This is a genomic window from Arthrobacter sp. ZGTC412 (assembly GCF_002929215.1).
Lineage (GTDB): Bacteria > Actinomycetota > Actinomycetes > Actinomycetales > Micrococcaceae > Arthrobacter.
This window is the reverse complement of sequence record NZ_PJII01000013.1, coordinates 1-25,608: the sequence shown is the minus strand read 5'-3', so window position 1 is coordinate 25,608 and position 25,608 is coordinate 1. Positions and strand designations below refer to the sequence as shown.

Annotated in this window: 23 protein-coding genes; 8 read left to right on the top strand and 15 right to left on the bottom strand. The window is 64.0% G+C overall.

Going from position 1 to position 25,608, the window contains the following annotated elements; translation table 11 throughout:
- Window positions 1-13: 13 nt before the first annotated feature.
- The 4 genes from CXQ88_RS14500 to CXQ88_RS14485 form a co-directional block, all read right to left on the bottom strand.
- Window positions 14-310 carry a hypothetical protein gene (locus CXQ88_RS14500; protein ID WP_104044860.1) on the bottom strand — a complete coding sequence of 99 codons (297 nt, stop codon included), beginning with the start codon at window positions 308-310 and terminating at the stop codon, window positions 14-16.
- 3 nt (window positions 311-313) lie between these two features.
- A complete protein-coding gene (locus CXQ88_RS14495) occupies window positions 314-1,045 on the bottom strand; it encodes a GAF and ANTAR domain-containing protein (protein WP_104044859.1) in 732 nt (243 codons plus the stop codon).
- 98 nt (window positions 1,046-1,143) lie between these two features.
- Window positions 1,144-2,331 carry a glutamate--cysteine ligase gene (locus CXQ88_RS14490; RefSeq protein ID WP_104044858.1) on the bottom strand — a complete coding sequence of 396 codons (1,188 nt, stop codon included), beginning with the start codon at window positions 2,329-2,331 and terminating at the stop codon, window positions 1,144-1,146.
- A 229-nt stretch (window positions 2,332-2,560) separates the two neighbouring features.
- The gene (locus CXQ88_RS14485; protein ID WP_104044857.1) at window positions 2,561-2,974 is read right to left on the bottom strand and encodes an Hpt domain-containing protein; all 414 of its coding nucleotides are present in this window, start codon (window positions 2,972-2,974) and stop codon (window positions 2,561-2,563) included.
- Window positions 2,975-3,831: 857 nt separating this feature from the next.
- On the opposite strand from CXQ88_RS14485, the gene lepB reads away from it, so the two are divergent.
- Complete coding sequence (gene lepB / locus CXQ88_RS14470; RefSeq protein WP_258061885.1) at window positions 3,832-4,395, top strand: signal peptidase I; 564 nt, start codon at window positions 3,832-3,834, stop codon at window positions 4,393-4,395.
- 79 nt (window positions 4,396-4,474) lie between these two features.
- Here lepB and CXQ88_RS14465 read toward each other — a convergent pair whose 3' ends face one another.
- The 3 genes from CXQ88_RS14465 to CXQ88_RS14455 all read right to left on the bottom strand — a co-directional run bounded on the left by CXQ88_RS14465 (window position 4,475) and on the right by CXQ88_RS14455 (window position 7,258).
- Window positions 4,475-4,954: a hypothetical protein gene (locus tag CXQ88_RS14465; RefSeq protein ID WP_104044853.1), complete on the bottom strand. Its 480-nt coding sequence runs from the start codon at window positions 4,952-4,954 to the stop codon at window positions 4,475-4,477.
- A 79-nt stretch (window positions 4,955-5,033) separates the two neighbouring features.
- Complete coding sequence (locus CXQ88_RS14460; RefSeq protein ID WP_104044852.1) at window positions 5,034-5,732, bottom strand: response regulator transcription factor; 699 nt, start codon at window positions 5,730-5,732, stop codon at window positions 5,034-5,036.
- Window positions 5,729-7,258, bottom strand: a complete 1,530-nt coding sequence (locus CXQ88_RS14455; protein ID WP_104044851.1) for a sensor histidine kinase — start codon at window positions 7,256-7,258, stop codon at window positions 5,729-5,731. The genes CXQ88_RS14460 and CXQ88_RS14455 overlap by 4 nt, the downstream gene beginning before the upstream one ends.
- Before the next feature lie 355 nt (window positions 7,259-7,613).
- Between CXQ88_RS14455 and CXQ88_RS14450 the strand changes: the two genes are divergently transcribed.
- Window positions 7,614-8,978, top strand: a complete 1,365-nt coding sequence (locus CXQ88_RS14450; protein ID WP_258061884.1) for a BTAD domain-containing putative transcriptional regulator — start codon at window positions 7,614-7,616, stop codon at window positions 8,976-8,978.
- A gap of 14 nt (window positions 8,979-8,992) precedes the next feature.
- Entirely contained in the window at window positions 8,993-10,408 is a 1,416-nt protein-coding gene (locus tag CXQ88_RS14445; RefSeq protein WP_258061883.1) for a sensor histidine kinase, read from the top strand.
- Between the two features lie 560 nt (window positions 10,409-10,968).
- Here the strand turns inward: CXQ88_RS14445 and CXQ88_RS14440 are convergent.
- From CXQ88_RS14440 to CXQ88_RS14425, 4 genes are all read right to left on the bottom strand, one after another.
- On the bottom strand, window positions 10,969-13,269 hold the full coding sequence (locus tag CXQ88_RS14440; RefSeq protein ID WP_104044849.1) for a chitobiase/beta-hexosaminidase C-terminal domain-containing protein: 2,301 nt from the start codon (window positions 13,267-13,269) through the stop codon (window positions 10,969-10,971).
- 255 nt (window positions 13,270-13,524) lie between these two features.
- A complete protein-coding gene (locus CXQ88_RS14435) occupies window positions 13,525-14,256 on the bottom strand; it encodes a YcnI family copper-binding membrane protein (RefSeq protein ID WP_104044933.1) in 732 nt (243 codons plus the stop codon).
- A 99-nt stretch (window positions 14,257-14,355) separates the two neighbouring features.
- Window positions 14,356-14,967, bottom strand: a complete 612-nt coding sequence (locus CXQ88_RS14430; RefSeq protein ID WP_104044848.1) for a hypothetical protein — start codon at window positions 14,965-14,967, stop codon at window positions 14,356-14,358.
- Window positions 14,968-15,082: 115 nt separating this feature from the next.
- Window positions 15,083-17,011, bottom strand: a complete 1,929-nt coding sequence (locus CXQ88_RS14425; RefSeq protein ID WP_104044847.1) for a cytochrome c oxidase assembly protein — start codon at window positions 17,009-17,011, stop codon at window positions 15,083-15,085.
- A 162-nt stretch (window positions 17,012-17,173) separates the two neighbouring features.
- Between CXQ88_RS14425 and CXQ88_RS14420 the strand changes: the two genes are divergently transcribed.
- Entirely contained in the window at window positions 17,174-19,195 is a 2,022-nt protein-coding gene (locus CXQ88_RS14420) for a multicopper oxidase family protein (RefSeq protein WP_104044932.1), read from the top strand.
- 32 nt (window positions 19,196-19,227) lie between these two features.
- Here the strand turns inward: CXQ88_RS14420 and CXQ88_RS14415 are convergent, their stop codons facing one another.
- The 4 genes from CXQ88_RS14415 to CXQ88_RS21850 form a co-directional block, all read right to left on the bottom strand.
- Window positions 19,228-20,385, bottom strand: coding sequence for an ABC transporter ATP-binding protein (locus tag CXQ88_RS14415; RefSeq protein ID WP_181037531.1), 1,158 nt, complete (start codon window positions 20,383-20,385; stop codon window positions 19,228-19,230).
- Complete coding sequence (locus CXQ88_RS14410) at window positions 20,382-21,971, bottom strand: ABC transporter permease (RefSeq protein WP_181037530.1); 1,590 nt, start codon at window positions 21,969-21,971, stop codon at window positions 20,382-20,384. Before CXQ88_RS14410 ends, CXQ88_RS14415 begins: the two co-directional genes overlap by 4 nt.
- Before the next feature lie 4 nt (window positions 21,972-21,975).
- Window positions 21,976-23,040, bottom strand: a complete 1,065-nt coding sequence (locus tag CXQ88_RS14405) for an iron ABC transporter substrate-binding protein (RefSeq protein WP_104044845.1) — start codon at window positions 23,038-23,040, stop codon at window positions 21,976-21,978.
- A gap of 199 nt (window positions 23,041-23,239) precedes the next feature.
- Window positions 23,240-23,377 (bottom strand): hypothetical protein, encoded by a 138-nt coding sequence (locus CXQ88_RS21850; RefSeq protein WP_181037529.1) that lies wholly within the window; start codon window positions 23,375-23,377, stop codon window positions 23,240-23,242.
- Between the two features lie 128 nt (window positions 23,378-23,505).
- On the opposite strand from CXQ88_RS21850, the gene CXQ88_RS21845 reads away from it, so the two are divergent.
- The 4 genes from CXQ88_RS21845 to CXQ88_RS14385 form a co-directional block, all read left to right on the top strand.
- Entirely contained in the window at window positions 23,506-23,778 is a 273-nt protein-coding gene (locus tag CXQ88_RS21845; RefSeq protein WP_219816334.1) for a hypothetical protein, read from the top strand.
- 69 nt (window positions 23,779-23,847) lie between these two features.
- Entirely contained in the window at window positions 23,848-24,327 is a 480-nt protein-coding gene (locus tag CXQ88_RS14395) for a DUF2975 domain-containing protein (RefSeq protein ID WP_104044844.1), read from the top strand.
- A complete protein-coding gene (locus CXQ88_RS14390; RefSeq protein ID WP_104044843.1) occupies window positions 24,327-24,533 on the top strand; it encodes a helix-turn-helix domain-containing protein in 207 nt (68 codons plus the stop codon). The genes CXQ88_RS14395 and CXQ88_RS14390 overlap by 1 nt, the downstream gene beginning before the upstream one ends.
- 189 nt (window positions 24,534-24,722) lie before the next feature.
- Window positions 24,723-25,608: hypothetical protein (locus tag CXQ88_RS14385; protein WP_146069218.1), on the top strand; the 886-nt coding region annotated here is incomplete at its 3' end.

Sequence of the window (25,608 nt, the reverse complement as noted above, 5' to 3'; positions counted from 1 at the left end):
GAGATACCTGCAGTCAGTACAGGTCCCGCTCGCCCTCGTCTGCCCTGGGATGGATGGCCTGGCTGTAGGTGGCATGCCGCCCGTTGACCCCGAGGGCATTGAGGGACTCGTTCAGCGCGTGCGCCAGGATATCGCGTTCAATGGGAGGGAGGCTGAGGGCACCATAAACGTAGGCCTGGACCTCGGTCAGCCCGACCTTCCCTCCAATTCCAAAGTATCTAATCCAGATCTGCTCAAGAGTCAGTGGTGCAGCCTCGAATGCTAACCGGAAGCCTTGGCGCTGTTCGTCCTCGTCCCCAGGGACCGCCATAGTTCACCCCCGGTCATGATCGGGTCCCGGTGTGGACTCGATGGTTTCTTCTGCCACTTCCTGCAGCGGACGGTTCTCGTGGAGGGCTCTGGCCATCAGGTGGAGCATCGCGTCGTGGTTGCCCATGCCACGGCTGGCCATGACGATGCCCTTGGCGGTGCTGATGATATCGCGTTGCGTCAGGGTGGACTTGAGCTGCTCGCTCAACATCCGGGCCCGTTCGCGGGCTTGTATGTTAACCAGGAAGATCGAGGCCTGGGCTGCAAACAGTTCCAGCAGCCGGATCAGTCTGTGTGACGCCGCCTTGGGATTTGCCCAGTAGATCTTGATGGCACCGAAAGCCAAGTCCCCGGAAAGAAGAGGCACGCTGATGCAGGACCGCAGGCCCAAGTCGTTCGCCGCCAGGCCCCATTCAGGCCAGCGGAGGTCCGTTCGCACGTCTGCAATATCCACCGGGTGTCCGGAGGCCCACGCGCTCAGGCAGGGACCTTGGCCAAGTTCGTACTGGAGGGTGTCGGCCTGCGCCACAATCAGGCTCGTGGAAGCTGCGCTGTTGCGGCTGCCATTGGTATCCATGAGGGATACGCCCGCTCCGGCGGCGTCATCCACTGCCAGTACCGCGGCTTCCGTGATGAGCTTCAGGGCATTGGCGACCGTCTCCTCGGTCAGGAGCACGTTGGAGAACCGCGCATAGACAGCGGCCAGCTCGTCAGCCAGCGGCAATTCAGTATCCATGACCGCTCCAATTCCAGCATTCTGGCCCTTGGTGAACCAACTGCTTCCCTCCCCTCATCTCAGCACACATAGCCTTCACATTCCACCCGTCACGGGCCTCAGGTGGCGTGGAGATGCCGGGGACGGTGGTGAGGGTCTGTGGCTGTTCCATGGGTGCCTTCGACGGCGTCCATCACCACAGCGGTGAGGCTCTGGCTGTTGACCATCGCTTCGCGTTGCCTGTGCGAGCCGGTGCCGAAGGCGAGGATGCCGGCGAGCCCCAATTTCACATGCTCTTCGTCCCCGCTGCTGACCAGGGCAGGCCGGATGTATCTCAGGAGGGCCTGCACAGCTTCGGTCGCAGGGCACGGTGCGTACAGGAGGGGGTGGAGGAGGTTTCCCTCAACGCCGGCTTCACTGGCCATCCAACTCGCCAAGCGAAGTTTTGCGGCCGAAACCCGGGGCACCGGGACACCCGCCCGCCATTCCTGCGCCGCCCTTTCCACCAGCGCCCGCACTACTGCGGCGATGACCGTCGCGTGCGCTGCCTCCAAGCAGACGTCGGCTATGCGGACCTCAACGGTGGGGTGATGGCGGGACAGCCGGGCGTCGAAGTACACCATGCCTTCGTCCAGGGGCACGCCGGCCGCCAGCAGCTCCTCAACGTGTCGCCGGTACTCCGTGAGGGAGCCGAAAATTTCGCAAGGTCCCGCCGTCGGCCACCTGCTCCACGCCTGGTAGCGGAAGCTCGCGTAGCCGCTGTTGGTTCCCTGCCAGAACGGAGAGTTCGCGCTTAGCGCCAGGAGTACGGGCAACCAGCGGCGGATACGGTCCAGGACCGCCACCCCTTCCTCCCCTGAGGCGACGTGGACATGCACATGGAAGCCGCAGGTCAACTGCTCCCGAAGGGTCAGATGGAACCGGGCCGCCATCTTCAAGTAGCGCTGCTGGGGTACCAGGGTGGACGTGGCCGCCAAGGGGCTGGTAGCCAGCGCCACCGCCCTGGCGCCCACCGCCCTAGCGGCTGTATCGGCCATCACCCGGCCCAGCAAGATGGACTCTGCCATCTGCTGCAGGGTTGAACAGACAGGGCCAACTGCCTCAAGCTGCTCCTGTTTGACCTCCAGAGCCAGGGCAGGGCCTGTGCCGGTACCGGGACTTTTCGTTCCGCGCCGCAGGGCCTGCTCCGCCACTGGCACCGGCTGTCCCGAGACAGGGTCCACGAGCAGGAATTCTTCCTCAACCCCGAAAGTTCGTTGGAAGCCGCCGGCGGGAGGGGGATCGGGCTGATTTTGAAGAGGTTTCAAGGGTTTCCAATGAGGAAGGCACCCGGACCGGTGACGCAGTGTCCGGATGGCGGTGAAACTTACAGCCCTCCTGCAGGAGCCCCCTCACCAGCCCCGGAAAGGTCAGTAGGCTGCTGATCCCTTAAGACTACCCACGTAGGCAGGGTGCCGGAAGGGCGCGCGGACGGCTCTGAAATTGGAAATTTGCTTGACCGCGCCGGAAAATCCTGTGAAATCTGGGACACCACAGCTAAACCCGGCCAGGGAATTGAAGCAGGTGCCGGTTCAAGAGGTAGCTGGTCTGTTCCGCGCATTGCCTGATCGCCGTCAGATGGGCTGTTGCAATTCGGGGCAGGACAACTGACGGGTCCCCCTCTTTGGAGTCAAACCGCAGGGCCCCCTCCAGGTCAAGGGCAAGGCCCGCCAGCCGTTCCGCGCCCACCATCTGGCTTGAGGTTTTCAGGCTGAGCACTGCGTCTTTGGCGGCGACAGTATCACCGGTGGTCAGAGCCAACCGGACCCTTTCCAACCTGAAAGGCAGATGTGCCACGAAGTCACGGATGAAGACCTTCCAGACTCCTTCGTCGTGGTCCAGTTCCATGTGCAACCTCTCCAGCACTGAATTGTCCAGCAGGGGCAGAGCGTCGCCGTCGTGCTGAGTCACGGCTGTCCTCCCGCCACGAGGTCCACGGCCTTACAACTTGATATGGGGAGAAGGGGCCCCGACCGGCAGATCGCTCAGGACGGTTTCGGCCTCCAGGTCAAGGGGGTCCTGGTCCTTTTCGGCCCGGACATCAAGGTGAGGCCCCGAGGTAGTAGGGACCGATGACTCTTTGCGGAACCACGCTGTCCCGCCGCCTCCGTCATCGGCCCCGGCCTGATGGTGCAGCTTTCGCACCGCTGGATTTGTCCCCAAAATCTGTCCCCCCTGAACAGTTGAAACGTTGAAGAAAGGCTTCTGTGACGCTCTTCAGGACGTTACGTGGAGGGGTTGGCAAGTACACCAGTAGCGAGTACTCGCTTTTATTGGGCGACTACCTGCTTCCAGCGGTTCAGCGGGTACGGCGGCGCGAATCGTATGAGTGGCCTGCTTGGCGGTGCCGGCTTCTCGACACCGCCAAGCGATAAGACCTGAGATGTTCCCCCAATAAAGGCCTTCGCTACTGGACCCAGATCCCAGCTACTGCTCTGCGCTTTGGGCCTTACACGGACTACTGTGCACGGCCTGGCTCAAGGGCTCCGGCAGATATGGGCAAGGATGCCTCAAGAATGGCTCAAGTTTCGGCAGCCAAGCCAGCGTGTTGGTGTGTAGGGGTTGATGGTCCTGGTTCACAGCGGCGTTCACGGTTTCTCCAAGGAATGGGGAACCGTTGCAGGAAATTTGCAAGCTGAGTGCGAGAAGGTTTTGCAACGAAAAGAGGAGACCAACCATGACGATTTCACGCCGTCAGGAGCTGTTGACGCGGACAACAACGATCCCATGACAGCGGCCAAAGCTGCAGGGGAGGATGAGGACGAGGATTGAACACGTCACAGCTGCAGCGCCGCGGCAGGCGGCGGCTCCTGGGCCCCCGTCTGCTGCCGTTGCCAAAGGTGCGTTTAGTCGGAGGCCGCTGGCCCCGCCTCCTTCTGATGGCGCTGATTCCTGCCCTGGCCATTCTTGCCGTCCGCGCGTGGCTGGTGGAACCTTTCACAGTGTCGTCGGACAGCATGGAGCCCACCATTCCTTCGGGCGCCGTGGTGCTCCTGTACAAGCCGGCTGCCGCCGCGGGGTGGATCCAGAATGGCGTGGTGGTGGCTTTCACCAGCCCCGTTGACGGCCAGACAGCGATCAAGCGCGTCATCGCAAAAGAAGGGCAGACCGTTGCCATCCGCGACTCGGAGCTGTACGTCGACGACGTCGCCGTCCCCGAACCTTTCATCGACCACAGCCGCATCGACGCAACATATTTCGGGCCTGAAGAGGTCCCCGCCGGAAGCGTCTTCGTTTTAGGGGACAACCGCGGGGTGTCCATCGATTCCAGGGACTTCGGGGCTGTGCCCTTAACGGCGGTCCAAGGCACCCTGCTGACGGGGCAGAAATAACTTCAACGCGCGGCGGCCCACGCGGCCTTCCTTATCGGCGTCGCCGCCCCAACGCTGGGACGGGCGGCCTAGTCAGGCGCTACCGATCACCGCCCTTATCGTCGCCGAAGGCGTCGTCGGAAGCGTCGTTATCCCTCAGTCCGCCTTTGTCGTCGCCCGGCGGGTCGTCGGAAACGTTGTCGGCCCGTAGCCCACCTTTGTCGTCGCCCGGCGGGTCGTCGGAAATGTTGTCGGCCCTGAGCCCGCCTTTGTCGTCGAAGGCCTCGTGCGAGGGGCTCGCGGATTGCTGCGGTGCGTAGGTTTGCGGTTCTGCGGGGACGAGCTGCGTTTCCTGTGTTGGGCGTTTAGGGATCGCGGTGATGCTGGCCGGGGGGGTTTGAGTGGGAAGCAGGGATGCGGTGTCTTCGGCCGCGGGGGTGCTGCTGCCGGACGTCACGTCTGCCGTTACCACCACGCCGGGAGAAACTTCAGGGGGCGGACCGGCGTTTGCCTGGCCCCAGACGGTAAGGCTCGTGACACCGACTACAGCTGCGATGGGGAGATACCAGTAATTCTTCATCGAACTCGCCTTTCTTGGTTTGTTTTCCCACTCTGCCCGGCCGGGGTGAGAGGGGAATGAGACCTTTATGAGAGACCTCTCATGTACCGGTTTGGAGCTGGGGCTGGGCTGAAGGGGCGGCTACAAAGCGGTAACCGGCACCCCTGACAGCCAGGAATCGTTCGGGCCCAAGCTTGTTGCGCAGGTAGCCCACATAGACGTCCACCACGTTGGAGGACCCGTCAAAGTCGTATCCCCACACCCGGCTCAGCAGCTGTTCCCTGGTGAGTACCTTGCCCGCGTTTTCCACGAATGCACGGGCCATGGCAAATTCCCGGGCAGACAATGGCACCGTGCGGCCCTGGACTTTTGCGCTGCGAAGGTCAACGTCCAGGGTGACGTCCCCGTGCGTGAGGTCTGGTGCCGCCTGGACTGCCGGGCTATCGCGCAGCCGCAGGCGGATCCGTGAAAGCAGTTCCTCGAACCGGAACGGTTTGGTCATGTAGTCGTCCGCACCGCCGTCGAGCGCTGCCAGGGTATCTTGGAGCGAATCCTTGGCCGTCAGGACTATGACCGGAACCGTGCACTTCATGGCGCGCAAGGCCGAGAGCACAGCAAGGCCATCCATTCTGGGCATGCCGATATCCAGAATGAGCAGGTCGAACTCCCCGGAGCTGCCGTAATCGAGCGCCCGGATGCCGTCCTCCACGGACGAGGTGGTGAACCCGGCTGCCGTGAGCCCCTTGGTGATGAAGCTGGCGATCCGTGGCTCGTCATCGGCCATCAGTATTCGTGTCATGGGGTTCTTCCTGGAAGTGAGAGCACAAACCGGCTGCCTTCATTGATCCGCGAAGTCACCCGAAGCGTTCCGCTGTGGGCTTCGGCGATGGCCTTGACGATCGGCAGGCCGAGGCCGGACCCTTCCTCGCCCCGGGATACGCCGGCCCTGGCGAAGCGGTGGAAGATCCGCTCCTGGTCCGCGGGGCTGATTCCGCACCCTGTGTCCGCCACCCAGATTTCCAGGGCGCCAAGGTCAGTTTCCTGGTGTCCAGGGGGCACGGTGCCGCCGTCCGTCCCGGTCCAGGCCGCGCCGAGGGAGATAGCGTCATGGCGCCGCGTGGACTGCACCGCATTGGCAGCCAACTGTTCGATGGCCTGGGTGAGGCGGTTGCGGTCTGCACGAACGTGGCCGCCGGGCATGCTTTCGATCTTCCACCGACGGTCCGCCAGGACGCGGATCCTGTCCATTGCCGCCTGAAGGAAGGCGTCGGCGTCGATCCATTCCAACCGGACGAAGTCCGGACGGCCGCTGCGGGCCAGCATCAGGAGCTCATCGACGAGGGACTGCATGCGGTCCAGCTCCTCCAGGAGCAGCACCTGGGTCTCGCTGACATCCTTGGGATCTTCCGCCTGCAGCAGCTGGAGATGGCCGCCAATGATGGTCAGGGGTGTCCGAAGTTCATGGCTGGCGTCGTCCACAAACTGGCGCTGGTCTGCGATGCCCGTTTCCAGCCTGTCCAGCATGCGGTTGAAGTCATTTGCCAGTTGCGAAACGTCGTCATCGCCGGATGGGACCAGCACGCGGGTACTTAGGTTCCCAAACGTGATGGAGCCGGTGGCCTGGCGAAGGCGCCGGATGGGAACAAACAGGCGGCCTGTCACCGCGAAGCCCACGGCGCCGGCCAGCAGCAGCGTGGCCACCGACGCCACAGCAAAGGTGCCGAAGGACCCGATCATCTGCTCCCGCTGCCGGCCGATTTCGTTTGCTGCGACCAGCAACCCGCCTGCGCTTCCGTCTCCGAGCGATACGGAGGTTATGGCCAGGCGCACCGTCCGCCCGTCCAGCGGCATGTCATGGAAGACAGTCTGGTTTTCAGCGTGCCGGGCGCCGGCTGCCTCGAGCAGTTCGGGAGCAGCGAGATCGGTGGGCTGCTCTCCGGCGGGCAGGAACGTGTTGCCGCCGTTTACGGTCGCCATCACCGATTCGTACCTTCCGGGAGCGTCACCTTGAAGGAATACGGTGAACAGCCCGTCGAGGGACGTGTATGGCCCGCCGCCCGGTGCGCCCTGCGCCGCAATGTTTTGAAGACGGGCGGACTGCAGCAGGAGCTCTTCGTTGACACGGCCGTTGAGGGTGCGCAGGTCCAGGGCGAGGGTAGTGATGCCGGTAACCAGCAGCCCGGCCGCCAGGAAAGCCAGGACCGTGGCGAGTACCCGAAAGCGAACGGTGCGCAGTTCTGCGCGGACAACGCGCCAGCGCTGGCTCAGCGACGTGGTGCCCATCCCGGCGGAAACTTCGTCCGTCATCACGGTCCGCGGTGTCATCTCTGTCCCGTCATACTGGCATCGTGCTTAGGGGATTTACGTGTTTTTCCTAAATTAGGTAGGCCTGCTTGGGGAAAGCTTTGGCGGCGGAATTGCCGCTTGCGTAGCCTTACCTAGGCTTTTCCCAATGTTTGACGCCAGTGCAGGACCTATGGGCTCACCTGCGTAAACGCTGCCCGCTCGGTCACTGCTCCCGGGGGTCTGCTTGAGGTTGTGCTGCCCAGGTTCCACGTACCGCAAGTAGGACCAAGTGCAGCGCGGTTCCAGATGTGAGTACTGACCACTGTTGTCGCGTAATAGCCCGCCCTTTTCAATGAGAACCACGCACCACCGGACTACTTTGGGGGGAACCTTCGTGATTACCTTGGAACTGGCAGATAGCACCGGGCCAGCAGGCCTTGTCAGCGAAGTGTCGCCGCAGACGCCGGCGCTTCAAATTTCAGTTTTCGGTCCCTTGACCATCCGCCGCGGCGACATCGAGCTGAGCGCCAACGACCTTGGTGGACCCAAGCCCCGCCAGGTACTCGAAATTCTCCTGATGAATTTTGGCTCTGCAGTGTCGAAGACCCGGCTTATGGATTTGCTGTGGGGCGGCAACCACCCGGCCGTGGCCCTGCCTACCCTTGAAAGCTATGTCAGCGTCCTCCGGCGCCACCTGCAGCCCGGTACCGGACGGAGCGGCCCCCTGCGGACGGTCACTGGCGGCTATGCCATCGACCGGTCATTGGTGGAATTGGACCTGGACCGGTTCGAGACACTGACCAAAATGGCCGGCCAGGCGGAGCCGGGCGCGGCGCTCGCACTGCTGACAGAAGCACTTGACCTCGCATCCGCTCCGCTGCTGGGGGACGAGCTGCTGCCCGCTTGGGCAGAGGAGGAGCGGGCCACCCATGCAGCGCAGGTCAGCCTGGCCCGCGTCATGGCTGCAGAAACTGCGCTCTCCGTGGGGGAAGTTGGCAAGGCTATCGCCTGGGGTGGGGCGGCGGCAAAGGAGGATCCCCTCAACGAACGGGCTTGGACCGCGTTGATTCTTGGGCTCGAGCAGAATGGCGAGAACACGGAAGCCCTGAGGGCCTATGACCGCTGCCGCAAAACCATTGACCAGGAACTGGGCTGTGCCCCGGGGCCGGCGCTGAGGGAGGCACAGACAAGGCTTCTGAGGAGTACGGCGGCAACTTCCAGGCCAGCGGAGGCGCTTCGCCCCAGTCACGGCTTCACGGAGAGTGGTTCCGTTGGTTTGATGACGAATCCTGATGTGCTGACCCGGCAGGAAACGGGACGCCTGCGGATCCTGATCGTTGATGACCACACCACGTTCTCCGACCTGCTTGCCGGGGCGCTGGACCGCGAGCCGGACCTGCAAAGTGTGGGAGCGGCGAAGTCCGTGGCATCCGCCGTGACCATGTTCCGGAACCTCGAACCCGACGTCGTCATCATGGACCTGTACCTCCCTGACGGTTCAGGGCTCAAAGCTGCCGAGCGCATCCTGTCCGAAGCGCCGGAAACCCGGATCGTGATGCTGACGGGCAACCCGTCGCAGGAGGCGCTGCGGGAGGCCGCGCGCATGGGTATCTGCGGATTCCTTCCGAAGGACGGCGCCCTGGGAGTCATGCTGGACACCCTAAGGCACGCCCATGCCGGCAACATGATTGTGAATCCGTCCCTGGTGGCAAGGTGGGGCAGCACCATCCCGTCTGCATCGGGACCTTCGGGGCAGTGACCGGCAGACTCACCGTGCGCAAACTTTTTTCGGGGGAGCCCATTCATGCCGCCAACATTGACCGTGATGCCGCTGAGCGGCGTGAGGTCCGGGCAGCTGTGGCGCGGTTCCTCATTGCCGGTTTCGCGGCCCTCCTCCTTGTTGCCATCCCGGTTTCCTTCTGGGTTCGTGCCGAAGCGGAACGGCATGCCCTGGCCAATGCCCGGGACATCACGCAACGCCTTGCGGATAACGTGGTTGGGCCGCTCATCACTGAGCAGCTCCTTGCCCGCGACCCCGCCGCAGTGAAACTGCTCGACCAGAGGCTGGCACCGTGGCTGGCGGAGAGCGGTGTCCTGAGGATTAAGGTGTGGGACGAGCAAGGCTGCGTGGTCTACTCGGATGTCGAGTCGCTCATCGGGCAGGATTTCGAACAGGAGGAGTGGGCGCGCGAGCTTCTTGAAGGCGGGCCGGCGACGGCAACCTTTGAAACCCAAACCGGGGAGGAAAACGAGTTTGAGGCCAACTCCGGCGAACTCGTGGAAGTCTACGCCCGCTCCGCTTCCCAGAATGGGGCCCCGATGATCTTCGAAACGTACTCTTCCGGGGACGGAGTCCGCCTCGAACAACAAGCAGTCCTGATGGGAATGGTTCCGCCAATGGCGCTGTCATTGGCGGTCCTCCAGCTGACGCAACTGGTTCCGGCCGTCCGCCTGGCGCGGAGGATGCAGGTACACCAGGCGGCGCGCAACGCAATGCTGCGCTGCGCTATAGAGGCATCGGACCAGGAGCGCCGCCAGATCGCCAGCGAACTCCATGACGAGGTCATCCAGGACTTGTCCGGGCTGGCGTACGCCTTGGAATCGGAGGAGCGCCGCGGTCCGCTTGAGCTGCAGCCCGTGTTCGTAAATGCCCGGACGATGCTGCAGAACAACATCCGCACACTGCGGGCCATGACCAGTGAACTTTATCCCCCCGACCTCGAGGAGCTCGGGCTCCAGGCTTCCCTCACGAGGCTGGAGGCACCCCTGGTGGAGCGTGGAATTGACCTCACGGTTGAAATCCCGGACAAGCTGGTGCTCGACCGGGACCGGGCAGTTCTGCTGTACCGTGTGGCGCGGGAAGCCCTGGTCAATGTCAGCAAGCATTCCTCCGCGCAATCGGTCGGAATCCGGGTCTGGCAGGCCGGCCAGCGGACGCAGCTCACAGTTTCCGATGATGGCGTCGGCTTCAACCCCAGCGAACCCCGCACCGAAGGTCATTTTGGCCTGAGGATCCTCGGGGACACCATTCGGCAGGCCGGCGGCACCTTTGAAGTCCGCTCAGCACCGGGGGCCGGAACTTCTGTCACCGCAGCGTTCGGCGTGGCCGCTCCCGCCCTCCGTTTCGCCGGCCGGCACCTTGCTGCCAAGTCCTCCAGCAGGGACTCAGCAGTGTTGAAGGCAACCTAGATTTGATATGAGGGGCTAGGGCCTCCGGGTATTGATTTGAGCCACCACACTCATCTCAAGGCCAGGAGGCCCTCATTTCTTGCGTAACCCTGCCTTAGTGCAGTTGATCCCGTGAACTCTTGCCACACACAGCCGCACGACGGCCGACCTGAAGTAGTGCCAGCGAAGCCAACAGCAGCGTGATGTCAACTGCCCAGGCAGCTCAACTCCTGCGAGCACTGCTACCAAGCCGCGTAGATTCACCAGTGCGGTCACGGCACCTCGCAGCAGGCAGCAGGTAGCTGCCCCGCGCATGCCAGCGCCTCGTGACCCTTCCTTCAGCCGCACGGCGGCCCATCAGGAGCAGTGCCAGCGACGCTGTCAGAGACGCACACGCTCGGCTTCACTGGGGTTCGACGGCGGCAGGTTACCTTTCTGGGAAAGGCAACCTGCCGTCGTCGTACGTTCCGCGGGCCTTAACCAGAGACACGCCCGTCGTGGGACACGCCGAAGCCCGGCGGCTTCCGGAAAAATTACCGGGAGCCACCGGGCTACGGTGGGGCTTTCTATTTATTGGTGACTTACTTATTCGTGGTGGACAGCGGTCCGGCGGTGCCTCCGAGGTTGGATTCGATCCAAAGATTGCCGGGGTTGCTGGTGCCGGCGGCGTTATCACGCAGCCGCAGGCTCCAGGTGCCGCCGGTTGCCGGAGCGACTGCCGCCGTGACGTTCACCCGGCTCACTACCGTGCGAGTGCCAGTAGCACTGGCTTTGAAGATAGTGATCGTGGCGCCAGGGACGCTGCCGCTGCCGCTGACCCGCATATCGCCACTCCTCCATGTAGCCGAGGCGATGGTGACCTTGTCCGGAACGGGTGTTACCTTGACCAGATCGGTCCGGACAGTCGTGCCGACGGTGACCGTCAGCTTGAAGGTGAGCGGGTTGTTGGTCATGCCGGTCTTGTAGACCGGCAGGCTGAAGGTTGGCTTCAGCGTGGTGCTGGCGTTCAGGGTGACCTTGTCCGGATCCGTAGACCCTGTCAGGACCTGCTCCCACTTGTGGCTGGCGGTGGTTCCGGCGGCCTGGGTTGTGGATCCGGTGCCGTCCAGGGTGACTGGGGTTGCCGTGGTACGCCGGGCTACGCTCTGATCCGGGCCGGCAATCGCGACAACTGCACCTTGCACGGTGACGGGAGCACTCTTCGCTGAGGGTTCCCCTGCACCGTTGGTGTTGCTGGCGGTGACCGTGAACCAGTATTCGGTGTCGCCGTTCAGCCCGTCGTAGACCAGCTTGGTGACGTCCCCGGCGACCTTCTTGGGCGCTCCAAAGGCGGCAGTGCCAGTGTAGGCCTGAACCGAGTACTCGCTAATGGTGAGCCCCGCCGCACCGGCGTCGGGTGCCGTCCAGGACACTTCAGCCGTTCCCAGCCCGGCGACAGGAGCCGTGCTGATGACCGGGGCAGCCGGTACGGGATCGTTGGTGATCTTGAACTCGATGGTCTTGTTCCCGGAAACGTTGCCCGAGGGATCGATGGCGGCGTAGGTAAAGGCGGTGTTTGCGGTGACCTTGATCGGCTCTTTGTAAAGGGTTGAGCCGGGGGCACTGGCGCCGGCGGAAACAGGGTTTGTTCCATCCAGCGTGTAGTAGATGTCGCTGCCCTGTTCGCTGGCTGTCAGCGTCAGCTCCTGCGCGGTTTTGAAGGTACCGCCCTCGGGCGAGGCCGTCACTGAGGGGGATGTCGTGTCTGTTTCGGGGATGGCGCCGATGGCCGGGTACGTTTCACCGACGCTGCTGACCGACACTACCTGGACGTCGTACTGTTCGTCGGCTGAAAGGCCCTTGATGGTGGTGCCTGCGGCCTTCGGGTCGCTGATGCGAACACCGGATTCCACCCGCTCGGCGCCGTTTATCGTCTTAGCAACGGCGGTGACGCGGTAGCCGGTGATGGCCGGCGTCCCGGGGATGGCCTTGGCGGGCGTCCAGTTCACTTTGAGTTCGCCGTTGACTTTTGCCGCCTTTACATCCGTGGGCCCGTTGGGGCCCGTCTGCAGGGGTCCGTTCGGGCATCCGCCCATCCCGGGGCCGCCCAGCTCGCCATACTCTGCAATGGTCAAGCCCTGCCGGTTGTCGTCCGCATCCGATGCTTCCCAGGCCATGGCGCGGGCACCGCCGGCGGCAGCCGCAATCACGGCGGCGGCTTCCTCGTCGAATTCGTAGGTGGCGGTGAAGGTGTTCGGGCCGTCAAGGCCAAATTCAAGGCGGGAGATGTAACCGTCGTCCCCTCCTGCCGCTCCGGCGACCGCGCGGGCGTCGCGGCGCCCCACGCTGGTGTCCTTGAGGGCGGGCTCGACGATGCGTTGTTCCATCCGCTCAGTGCTAACCCCCGGCGCGACATGACCCTTGACGATCACGGTGTTGCCCTCGCGGACGGAGGGACCATTGACGTAGGTGTCCTGGACGGTGGTTGTCCCTGCCTCGACGCCGCCGAACTTGATGGTTACGGCGTCGCCGGGCCTAATGTCGGGGGTGACAGCCAACCCTGTCCCTGCGCCCCAGCAGACTCCGCCGGGGTGGTTGATTTCAAAAGCTACGTCCCCGGCCACCACTTCGCTCTGCGCGGAACCGATAACTTCACCGCCGCGTTTGACCTCCACCGTGGCGGTCTGGCCGATCCTTTCCTGGTAGCCCTCAATGGTGACGAAGTCGCGGTCGGGGAAGACCACCACGTTGTTGGGGAACTCCGGGACGGCGGCGTTGGCGGAGGGGATGGCCAGGAGGGAACTTGCGCAGAGGACGGCGGAAACCGACGCAACGATCCCAGCCCTCCCATAACCTTGGACGCGGACTCCCCGCTTTCCTGGTTCGTGTGGTGCAGTTTTCATGAGAACCTCACTGATCTTTGGTACGTAAGAGGTTTACGCATGTTCACAAAGTAGGAAGTTCACCTTATGGAAACGCTGGTTACTGTCCCGCTGAAGGGGACCGCAGCACCCGGTCCGGGGACACGATGACTGGTTTTTCCCAAGGAACGGAAACGGCTCCTAGGGATTCCCTAGGAGCCGTTCCTGGACGTTAAAAAGCCCCTGCCCGGCGCTGTCTCACGCTTGGTGTGACGACGCCGGGCAGGGGCCTGGCAATCAGATCCTCCGGGTTCGGCCCGAGCGGAAGAACGCGGCAATGCCTGCGGCGAGCCCCAACAGCCCGGCTGCCAAGGCTGCCCAGATCAGCGCCGGCGAGGGCGCATCCGAGCTCACCGAGGCCACCGCTTCAGTGGCTGGGGTTGCAGCAGCTGTGTCGGCGTGGCCATGTTGTTGTGCCGGCTGGGCGGCAGTGGTCACGAAGGATGGGGCGGGGTCCTCGGGTTCGCCCTGGCCCTCGATCACGGGATCATCCCAGTTCCGGACACTGCCGTCGGAGTAGGACTGCGCTACCGGCAGCATCACGGTGCTACCGGACTTCGGAAGCCGCCCGATATGCACGGAGAACATCTGGTATTGATCCTCCGTCAACTGGCTTGGTGCGTCGTTGGCGGTCCAGGACACTGACAAGGGTGCCTCGGTGATGGTGGCACCGTTCACGGTGACCGGCTGCGGCAGCGGACCTCTGACCACCTCAGCGGTCCAGCCCGGAACAGGCTTTACCCGGACCGAGGTGAATGGAGTATCGGTTGGTAAATCCACCTTGATTTTTGTGGTTGTGGCGGTCTTCGACTCGCTGGGAACCCTGAAAGTCACCTGCGTGGAGGCGCCTTCTGCGGGGGCGTCGGGCGTCACGGTCACGTGCGCGGAGGCCGCACCGAGGCCGAAGGTCATAAGAGTGGCAGTGGCTGCCCCAATGGCAGCCACCTTGAGGGAACGCTTGGTTTCCATGGGAAAAGTCCTTTGCTGGGTGCCGCCCAGGATCGGAAGCTTGGAGGGCAGCAAATTGTAGGTTGACGGCAGCAGCGTTCCCTCCGCCGGCCTGTGCAATCAGATCGGCCAACTGGGGGAGACGCCGTGCGCCGGCGGCCCCCGGATACCGGCGGCGCGGTGGTTCCGCCAGGGAGTCGGTACTGGGCTGGAACCGCAGCCAACGCGGGGCTGTCCGTACCAAAAGATGGTGATGGGCTGGAGGGCCTGCGTCAGGGGGCGAAACCAGGCGACGACCCGCCACAGTGCTGCTTCTGCCCTGTTTAATAGGGCCGCAGTTGCAGCGGTGGCCAGGATGTGCGCCAGCGGCATAGCAAGCCCAGGGTCGGCGTGCATGAGGGGTTCGGGGGCCCCGGTCAGGCACCCGCCGGCAGGGGCGGCCTGGTGCAGACCGCCGTGCGGCGAACTCACGCAGGGGGCTTCATGGGACAGCAGGCTGAGGGCCTGGTGGAGCAGTACCTGCCCGATGCCAACGACGGCGGCAATTCTCCCCATGGACAATCGGCGGCCCAGTACCAACATGACGGCCAGGAAGACCAGTGCGATCAACGCCGTCGAGGTCTCCATCGCCGGAAGCGTACCTCCGCCGACGACATGCGCACCGGCCGCAAGCAACCAAACGGTTCCGGTCACCAGAAGCGGACGCACGAGACGCAGCAAGCGTGTACTCATCTCCGCCTCCAGCGCTCGGACCTTGTTTGTCGGTTCAGTGCTCAGCCTTCCGGGACTATCCCGGAAATACCTTGTAACGCCACCCCTGAGTCAAAGAGCCAGCCAGCCGCTACCGTCAGGCAGAGGGAGTGGCCAGTTCTTCATGTACAGACGCGGACTCCCGGGCTCTGCTGTCCGACGGCCCCGGATTTTGGTTCCGTGGGCTTTGGCCGCGGCGAACCATGACCATGGCGGCTGTGATGGCGAGTGACATGGCTGCGATGGACCACATAATGGGGCCGCCCAGTTCCGCGGCAGCAGCCGGAGACAACCCCCAGGGTTGGCCTACCAAGGTGTACCAGGGCACTTCCATTGCAGGTGCCTGCTCCATGAGTTTCAACCCGCCGAAAGCGTAGACGCCGGCCATTCCTGCCAGGACAAACAGCCGGTTGCGTGAGCTGCTGCCGGCCCCGTGGTCCGGGGCCGCGGTGAGCGCCGCGGTGGCGAGAGAGCCGGTGAGCAGGGCGAGCAGGGTCATGATGCTGTAGCCAATTTGTCCCACGGCCGCCCATTCGAGCAGAGGGGTGTAGTAGATGACGAGCAGGGACGCGGCGAGGATAAACATGGTCAGAATTGGATCCCTGCGCAGGGCTGCCAGAACCGGTTCAACGGACCGTTCCAGGAACTCTTTGACTCCGGTGCTGCCGTCGGTTCTGGCCCTGACGGCCACTTTGGCCAAGGTCAGCGGGGCGGCGGGGACGAGCAGTAACGGCACCACGGCGGTGAGCATCATCTGGGTCAGTACGTGGGCATTAAACAGGTAGCCCTGGTAGACGTGCACGCCCCCGTTCGTGACAACGAACAGGACAGCCATTCCCGCAAGCCACGCCACCGTGCGGTGCGCGGGCCAGGACCGGCCCTCGGCCTGGAGGCGCCGCACGCCGGCCAGGTACGCAGCGACGGCGAAGCCGCAGGCAAGGATCCATAGCGGGTCAGGGGCCCAGCGGGATATGTATTCCCAGACGCCGGGCTCGGGCAGCCCGGCGGCGAAGTCCCCGGCGGACGTCTTCCCGGACCCGGCGGCCGGCGGAGGCTCTGTTCGGGCCAGTGCCGCAGCCATCCCGGAGGCGGCGCCCATGACGGCGAGTTCGACGACGGCGAGGCCGGCGAAGTACCTGCCGCCCCGGGCCGGGTTTTTTTCAATGCGGCCCACCGACCAGCGCCGGTGCAGCGCCCCGAACAGCCCGAGGATGACGAAGACTCCGGCCTTGGCCAGGACGATCACACCGTAGGGGCTCAGCAGGGCTTCGACCGTACTGATTCTGCTGAGGGCGCCCAAAAATCCTGAGACTGCGAGGGCGATGAAGCTGATCAGCGCCAGGGTCGAGTACCGGCGTACCGTCACGCCCAGCTGACCCGCCAGCAGCACTGGTCGCAGCACTACCAGCGCCAGGAGGCCGCCGAGCCAGACCGCCGCGGTGGCCGCGTGGACGAACAGGGCGGTGGTGCTGTCGGCGTGGTCGGTGCCGCCGGCCGCATGGGATTTCATGACCAGCGGCAACAGCCCTGCGAAAGCCACGACGGCGGTGACGGCAAGAATGCGCGGGCTCTTGAGTCGGAAGCACATTAGTGTCACGGCCACGGCTAAGAGGGTGCTGAGGGCACCGGCACGGCCGGCGTCAATACTGGTCAGGTACGTCAGGAATTCATTACCGAATCCCGCCGTAGGTGCCCGGTTGGCAAGGAGCAGGAAGCTTGCGCATGTGTGTACCGCGGCGGCCACAGCCCAGGCCGCCGCCGAGCATCCGGCAAGTCGAAGTGCCCGTTGGTGAGGGGCTCCACCGTGGGGGAGTGCGAAGATCGCCAGCGCCAGGGCCCCGATGGTGCCGGCACTGGCGAGGTTGAACACCAACTTGGCGGTGGGCAGGCCCCAGGTCACGGCCGGGCCTGTCCTGTCCAGTAGGCCGGGGTTCGCGCCGCTGCCGTAGGTGTAGGCCCAGACCAGCGACAGCATCCCGCCCACCAGCAGCGCCAGCCATGCCATTACCTGTGTTCTCAGCGACATTGCGCCCCTTCCGCCGCTCTGCTGGCCCTGATCCCGTTCGTACGGCAACGCGGCCTCTTATGTCATGCCAGCTTGGCGTGGTCCGCTTGGGAAATCCTTGGCATCACCGGGTCCCCGGAATTTCCCAATGTTTTCGCAATGTGCTCCCGCCACTCTGTGTGCATGTCCATTTCACGCCGGCAGGCAATGCAAATAGGTGGTATCGGAATCATCGGCGCCTTTGGGCTTGCCGTCCCACTGGGTTCGGTCGACGCAAAATCAGCGAGCCGGCTGGCTGCCCGCAACATGCCCAAGCCCTACCAACGGACTTTGACGGTTCCTCCGGTGCTTTCGCCCTCAAAAACAACGGTGGATGCCGATGGCCACAAAAGGCACCATTACCGCATTGAGCAGAAGCTCAGTTCGGCGAATATTGTGCCGGGGCTGAGGACGCCCATCCTTGGCTACAACGGAACGTTCCCGGGCCCCACCATCAAGGTAAATCAGGGCGACCGCATCACTCTCATGATGGACAACGTGCTGCCGTTGCTCCATCCGCAGTGGGGATACCGCCTCGATACCTCCACCCACCTTCACGGTTCGGCTTCGCTGCCGCAGTTCGACGGGTACGCCAACGATCTGACCGGACTCGGCTACTGCAAGGACTACGAGTACCCCAACTTCCAGCCGGCCCGGACTCTCTGGTATCACGACCATGCTGTCCACAACACTTCGCAAAGCGTTTATTCCGGGCTGGCGGGCCATTACCACCTGCACGATGAAGTTGAACGCAGCCTGCTTCCGCAGGGGAAGTTTGATGTTCCGTTGACCATTTCTGATGCCATGTTCGCGGCCGACGGATCACTGGGCTACGACGACAACACCCACTCCGGCCTTTGGGGTGACGTCATCCTGGTAAACGGCGCTCCCTGGCCGGTAATGAAGGTCCAGCGGCGGATTTACCGCTTCCGCGTCCTTAACGCCTCCATTTCACGTTCCTACCGTTTCTCCCTGAGCACCGGGGATCCCGTGACAATGGTCGCCACGGATGGTGGCCTGATGCCCTCGGCCCAGCAGGTGACGTCATGGCGGCATAGCAGCGCGGAGCGCTATGAGATCCTCATCGACTTCTCCAAGTACCCGGCAGGAAAGCGCGTGGAACTGCGGAACGCGTCCAACAAAAACAACGTGGACTACGACTACACCGGCAGGGTCATGGCTTTTGATGTGACTGATGAACCGGTGGATACGTCCGGACCGGCCGCAAAGGTCATGCCGACACTGCTCACCTCGAGCACCACCATGAGCCTGAAGACTTCCGAGTCGGTGAAGACCCGGCGCATGCGCGTGAAGCGGGACGGCGACATATGGACCTTCGGCGGCATGACGTGGGACGAGGTAGTGGAGAGCGGCTACAGGAAAGTCCTGGCAGACCCAGACCTTGATGATGTGGAAATCTGGGAAATCGAAAACAGCTCAGGTGGTTGGTTCCATCCGGTCCACATTCACCTGGTGGACTTCCAGATCCTCAGCCGCAACGGGAAAGCACCCTTCAACTACGAACGCGGGCCAAAGGATGTGGTCTACGTTGGCGAGGGCGAGACGGTCCGGCTGCTCATGAAGTTTGAGCACCACCGCGGCAGGTACATGATCCACTGCCACAACCTCCCGCACGAGGATCACGACATGATGGCCCAGTTCAGCGTGGGCATGGACACTAACGATCCCGACCCCAACGACCCCATCGAGGCTTCCCGGCCGCATCCCATCACCCCGGTGGTGGTGGAGGAACCGGCACCAACAAATACTGAACCAGCCGATGGTGACGATTCAAGCGATTCGCCTGAACCGACGGACACCGCAACACCCACTCAAACAGCAACGCCCACCCCGACCCCAACGGCTGAAGCCCCGGCCGCGCAGACCGAGGTCCTTAGCATCACCACCGCACGGCACCGCCTCCGGAAGGACTTGGCCATTGCGGGCACCTCCAGGGTCGGCGGAGCCGTCCCGTCCGGTTCGGCGTCGGTCACCATTTACGATGTCTCTTTCGGACGTGCCAAGACCAAGCTGGGAACGGTCATGATCAACTCGCTCGGTAACTGGTCCCTGACGGCCAAGCCCGGCCCGACCTACCAGGTCACCTCCGTAAGGGCCGAATCCAGCCGCGGCGGCACGGCCACCGGCCAGGTGCGCACGGACTGAAATCCGCATTCACTGAAGCCTCCTTCGGCCGGTCAGGATTCAGATGGAAACGCCACGCCTTCGCCCACAACGCGCAGGCAAAGTTCCATCCCTGGCCGGGCGAGGGAGGCGTTCCAGTGCCGGATGGTGATGACCTCGCCGCCGCCCGGATAGCGGTGGTCAGCTCCGCTGGCCAGTTCGGGCGGGACCGCGAGCTTGAGACGCACCGTGGTTTCAGGGCCGAAATAGTCGGTCTCCACCACCACGCCGCGGATGGGGCCGTCCTCGGCGATCCGGATCTGTTCGGGCCGGAGCATCAGCTGCACCCGGCCTTGGGCCGGTGGCCGTCTGACGGGGATCCCGCCGAGGGAACACGTCGCCAAGGACCCTTCCATCCAGGCGTCCAGGATGACGGCGTCACCCAGGAATTCGGCGGTGGCACGGTCTGCGGGGCGGGTGTACACCACAAACGGGTTGCCGATCTGCGCGAGTTTTCCGCCGCGCATCACCGCTACCTGGTCGGCGAAGGAGAGCGCTTCGGCCTGGTCGTGGGTCACCAGGATGGTGGTAACACCTGCCTGGTTAAGGACCTTGGCCACCGCCCTGCGGGTGGCTACGCGGAGTCCGGCATCCAGCGCGGAGAACGGCTCATCCAGGAGCATCAGTTCCGGTTCACGGGCCAAGGCGCGGGCCAGGGCAACACGTTGTTGCTGGCCCCCGGAAAGCTGGTGCGGACGCCTCTTAGCCATGTCCGGATCCAGCGACACCATCTCCAGGAGCTCGCGGACCCGGTCCGCCACCGCCCGCCGGCCGCCGTCCAGATTGGCCTGGTCAAGTCCGAAGGCCACGTTTTTGGCGACAGTGAGATGCGGGAACAAGGCGCCGTCCTGGGCCACGTACCCGATATGCCGTTTGTGGGCCGGAACCCACGCCCCGTCCCCCGCTACCTTCTTCCCGTTGAGCGAGATGCTGCCGGTAGCCGGGTGCTCAAACCCGGCAATCAGTCGAAGCAGGGTGGTTTTGCCCGAGCCGGAGGGGCCAACGATGGCGGTGGTTCCGCCCTTGGCGACGGAGAGGTTGACGCCCTTCAGCACAGCCTGCGTGCCGAAGTTTCGCGTGAGCTCGGCGATCTCCAGGTGGCTGTTGGTTGACGGCGCCACCGATGGGGCGACCCGCGGTTCCGGCAGCCGAGGAGGGGATTGTTCGGTCACTGGCCGGCTACTTTCTTGGACTGCTGGAAGAGGAGGTAGGTCATGGGGGCCGAGAGCAGGATCATCAGGAGTGCGTAGGGGGCGGCGCCGGCGTAGTCAATTTCGCTGCTTTTGCTCCAGAACTCGGTGGCCAGCGTGCGGGTTCCGTTGGGGGACAACAGCAGGGTGGCAGTGAGTTCGTTGGCGATGGCAAGGAACACCAGGGCGGCTCCGCCCGCGGCCGCGGGTGCCGTGAGCCGCAGGGTGACCTGGATGAAGGAGAGCAGCGGCGGCTTGCCGAGTGCCTGCGCGGCCTCGTCGAGTTCCTTTGGCGCCTGGGCAAGCCCTGCCCGCAGGTTTACCAGGGCCCGGGGGAGGAACAGCAGGACGTAGGCCGCCACCAGCACCCCCGCCGTCTGGTAAATCCCCGGGACCACCCGGATGCTGACAGTAACGAAGGCCAGGCCCACCACGATGCCCGGCAGTGAACTGGTGACATAGTTCGAAAGTTCCAGGGACTTGCTGAACCAACCAGGGTGGCGTACGGCGAGGTAGGCCATGGGAAAGGCCACCGCAGTAGTAGCCACCGCTCCCGCCAGGCCGTAACCGAGGGTGGTCAGGAGGGCAGGCAGGAATTCATCCGCGGCCCAGATGTCCGCCCCGCCTGCTACTGTCCAGCGCAGCACGAAGAACAGGGGCAGCCCGAGGGCCAGCGCGGTGAGCGCCAGCAGGAAGAGCTGCGCCGGCACCTGGTAACCGCGCAACGGCAGCCGCAGCGCCTTGGCCTGTGCGCCTGATCCGATGCGGGCGTACCTTGCATTCCCGCGGCTACGGACTTCGGCGAGGAGCAGGAGGAGGCAGAAGAACACCAGGACGCTGGCCAGCATGTTCCCGGCGGCGCCGTTGAAGGTGGACTGGTACTGGACCATGATCGCAGTGGTGAAAGTGTCGAAGCGGATCATCGCGAAGGCCCCGTACTCGGCCAGCAGATGAAGCCCCACCAGGAGGGCGCCGCCTGTCATGGCGATCCGCAGCTGGGGGAGCACCACGCGGAAAAATGTCCGCCAGGCGCCCAGTCCCAACGCAGCCGCCGACTGCTCAATGGCCGGGTCCAGCCGGCTGAGCGTGGCGGCAGCAGGGATATATACGAGCGGGAAGTAGGAGAGCGTGGCGATGAGGACGCCCGAACCCAGCCCGCCCAGTGACGGGACGGCCGAAACCCAGCCGTAGCTGTTGACGAACGCGGGAATGGCCAGGGGTGCTGCCAGCAGAACCGCCCAGATCCGGGCACCGCGCAGCCCAGTGCGTTCAACGAGCCACGCGCCAGCCACGCCCAGGAGAAGGCAGAGCGGCACGGTGAATGCCATCAGCAGGAGGGTGTTGAGGAGCAGTTCGAGGACCCGCGGCCGGAAGATGAGTTCGACGGCGGCGTCCCACCCGGTTGCCACCGTCATGTAAACCACGTACCCCAGGGGGACGAGGGAAAAGAGCGCGATCAGCACCGCCAGGATGGACACTGCTGAAACGCCGAAAGGCGGGCGGGGGCTGCTGCCCCGGCCCGCCGTCGTCGTGCTCCCTCGAGGGGGAGCCGATAGATCAGGAGTCACGAAATTACAGGAGTCCCGCCTTGGTCATCAGATCGGTGACCTTCTCGGAGTTCAGCTTGGCAGGGTCAACGGTGGGCGCCTGCAGGTCCGCAATCGGGACCAGTTTCTCGTTGGCCGGGACATCCGAGGCGATGGCGTACTCGAAGGAGGTGCCGTCCTTGAGGACTTCCTGGCCCTTCTTGCCGGTGATGAACTTCAGGAACGCCTGCGCCGCGGCCTGATTCTTTGAGGTCTTCAGCACGCCGCCGCCGGAAACGGACACAAACGCGCCCGGGTCCTGGTTCTTGAAGTAGTACGGGGTGACGTTCTTGGAGTTCTCGCCGGTCTTGGCCTGGTCGCCGTAGTAGTAGTAGTGGTAGATCAGCGCAGCATCCACTTCACCGGCGTTGACTGCCTTCATGGCGGTGCTGTTGCCCTTGTAGGCCTTGAAGTTCTCCTTCATGCCGGCCAGCCACTTTTCGGTGGCAGCCTCTCCCTTGAGCTCAAGCAGGGCGGAGACGATGGCCTGGAAGTCGGCGCCGGACGGTGAAGCTGCCCACTTGCCCTTCCACTCCGGGTTCGCCAGGTCCAGCATGGACTTGGGCAGCTGGTCCTCGGTCAGCTTGTTCTTGTCGTAGACCAGGACGGTGGAGCGGGCCGCGATGCCGGTCCACTTGCCGGTGGAGGGCCGGAATTCTTCGGGGACCTGCTCGGTGGTGGCTTTGTCCACATCAGCGAAGAGATCTGCGTTCTCAACCTGCGTCATGGCGGGGGAGTTCTCGGTGAGGAAGACGTCGGCCGGGGACGCCGCGCCTTCCTGGATGATCTGGTTGGACAGTTCCGTGTCCGAACCCTGCCGCATGGTCACCTTGACGCCGGTCTCTGCCGTGAAGGCATCGATCCATTCCTTGGTCAGGCTTTCGTGCTGGGCGTTGTACACCGTGATTTCGCCCGAGGCTGCTCCGGTTGAGGCGGAAGCGGAGGCTGCGCCGGTGGAGGCAGGCGTGGGGCTGCCGGCGCAGGCCGACAGGCTGAGTGCGGCGCTGGCGGCGATGGCGATGCCGGCCAGAGCGCTGTTGCGAATCTTCATTGAGGCACTGCTTTCTGGGGAAGAGTGAGGGCGGACCGGGGTCCCTGTGGGCCTTGGGGAAAGATGCCCACCCGAGGAACTGTAGGGTAGGCAACCCTAAGGCAGAAGCAGGAAAGCGCTTTTAGTGACAAGCATCACATGAATTACGGAACTGTTGCGTGCCCTAATGGCCCGGCGCCCCGCCCTCAAAACCCCGCCCTTATTCGTCGATACCCGTGCTGACGCTGAGGTCCTTCCACTCCTCCAGCTCAGTGAGCTCCGCATCGGCGACGGCGGCGAAGGCGTCCCAAGCGTCCTGCCCCAGCACCGCCAGCGACGGCGGGTTCGGGCTGTCCACGATCGCCAGGATGGCTTCGGCCGCCTTGGCAGGATCGCCCGGCTGGGTACCGTGGATCGTGTCGTTCTCTTTACCCCGCTTGCCGGCCGTTTCGGCGTAGTCTTCGATCGCCGTCGCCGCCTGGGTGAGTGAGTGAGCGGCCGGCGAAGTCGGTGCGGACTGCGCACCAGATCGCGCGGGTGCTGGTTGACAGTCTTGCCTCAGACGGGGCCAATCGCCTCACATTCGAACTTGTGGCCGAGCATGGGCTTGAGCAGGAGGACCTGGAGCCCGTATTTGCGGCACTGGACAAGGGTCCGGTGGGTTCATTCGACGGTGTCCGGGACCAAGCGAACATGCCCGCCGGAGCTGAACCGGAACGCGTCCGCCGGGACATCGGCGCATTCACCACCCCTAACTAGGCGTGAGAGTCCTGCGACACTGGGGCAACCTCGATTGACTTACGATAAGTAATAACCGAAACTCGATGCATGCGAATAAACGGTCTGGCGGTCATCGCCCTTCGAACTGTCCTCGTGGTGGCATTCCTTCTGCTGCTCCTGTTCCAGGTCATGTCCATCCCCGGCCAGTTCGCCCATATGGCGCAGGAGAATCCGGAGCGGGGGCACCTGCAGTGGCCCCTGACCATCCTGTTTGTCCTGGAGGTAGCCTGCGTCCAGGTGGTCATCGTGAGTACCTGGAAGCTGCTCAGCATGGTGAAGCAGGACAAGATCTTCACCAGGGGAGCCTTGGTGTGGGTGGACGCGATCGTGTGGTCCATCGCCGCTGCCTGGACCATGTTCGCGGTGTTCTCCGCCGTGGTTGTGCTCAACGCGGATGACCCCGGCGTACCGATCCTGCTGATCCTGATGCTGGTCGCCGGCGCCGCTCTCGGCCTGGTGGTGGTGGTGCTGCGTGCCCTGCTGCGCCAGGCAGCGGACCTGCGGGCAGACATGGAAGCGGTGATCTGATGCCCATCGTGGTGCACATCGACGTCGAACTCGCCAAACAGAAGATGAGCGTGGGGGAGTTCGCGGACCGTGTGGGCCTCACTCCCGCCAACGTTGCGGTGTTGAAGAACGGCCGCGCGAAGGCAGTCCGCTTCAGTACCTTGGAGGCGATGTGCAGGGTCCTGAGCTGCCAGCCCGGCGACCTGCTGGAGTTCGTAGAGGATTGAACGGCGCTTTTGCGGGTAACTAATTCAAATGCGGCAGTCGAAGTGTGACTGCAACCGCCGTCTTCGTGATGGCGGTTTGCAGGACAATTCGATTTTGTCGATTTGTTTTAGTAGATCCTAGACTTTCTGCAACATTTGGTTTTAGGCTTTTGGCATCCGTCGAATGCAACGGTACTGGGGGTGGTACGCATGGCTAAGGCTCGTTCTTCGTGGCGTGCGCTGCGTCCTGTGTTCCTTGCCGGCGCGGCGACCCTGACCTGGCTGACGTTTTCGTCCCCGGCGGCCTCAGCGGACGTGCTTTCCGACACCACGTCGCTGCTGGGCGGGGTTAGCAGTTCGGTTTCTTCGGTCACGGACAAACTTGCCGGCTCTGCACCCGCTGCCCCTGCGGCCCCTGCTGTTGCGGCACCCTCTGCGGGTTTGCTTCGGCCTGTGGTGGGCCAGGTTTCTGGGCTCGCGGACAACATCGTTGCAGCGGTCCCGGTGGTGAGCCAGGTGGTTCCCGCCGGTGCCGTGAAGGTCATCGCGGCTCCTATCGCTGGAGTGGCGGACGGAGCTACCGCGGCTGTGGTGAACGTTGTTGTTCCACCTGTTGCCGGGGCCGTTCCGGTTCTCGAACCCGTTGTGGAGCCCGTCGCTGACCTGGTCACAGGCACCGCTCCGCTGCCCGTTGCGGTTCCTGAGCTGCCCGTTGTGGTTCCTGAGCTGCCTGTTGTTCCGGTGGATGCCGGTCTTTCCGACGGCGCCGATCTTCCCGGCGGCAGCACCGATCTTTCCGAAGGCGCTGTCGTTCCAACACGTGACGAGGCTGTTGCCGAGGATTCGGCCGCACTTTCTGGAAGCACAACGCTTCTTGGCTTGGCCGTTGTTGACGCTGTGCAGGGCACGGGTTCCGCCGGTTCCTTTGTGGGTGTGGTGGCCACAGCGGGTACGTCGTCCCCGCTGCGGGCCCCGGCCGCCGCGGAATCGGATGCCGGGGCCGGCGAGCCGGTGACGGTTGACCCTTCGCCCGTCCCTGCCCAGGCACCGGCTGTCCCGGGTTCCGGTACGGGAAGCGGCACGACCGCTTCCGGTT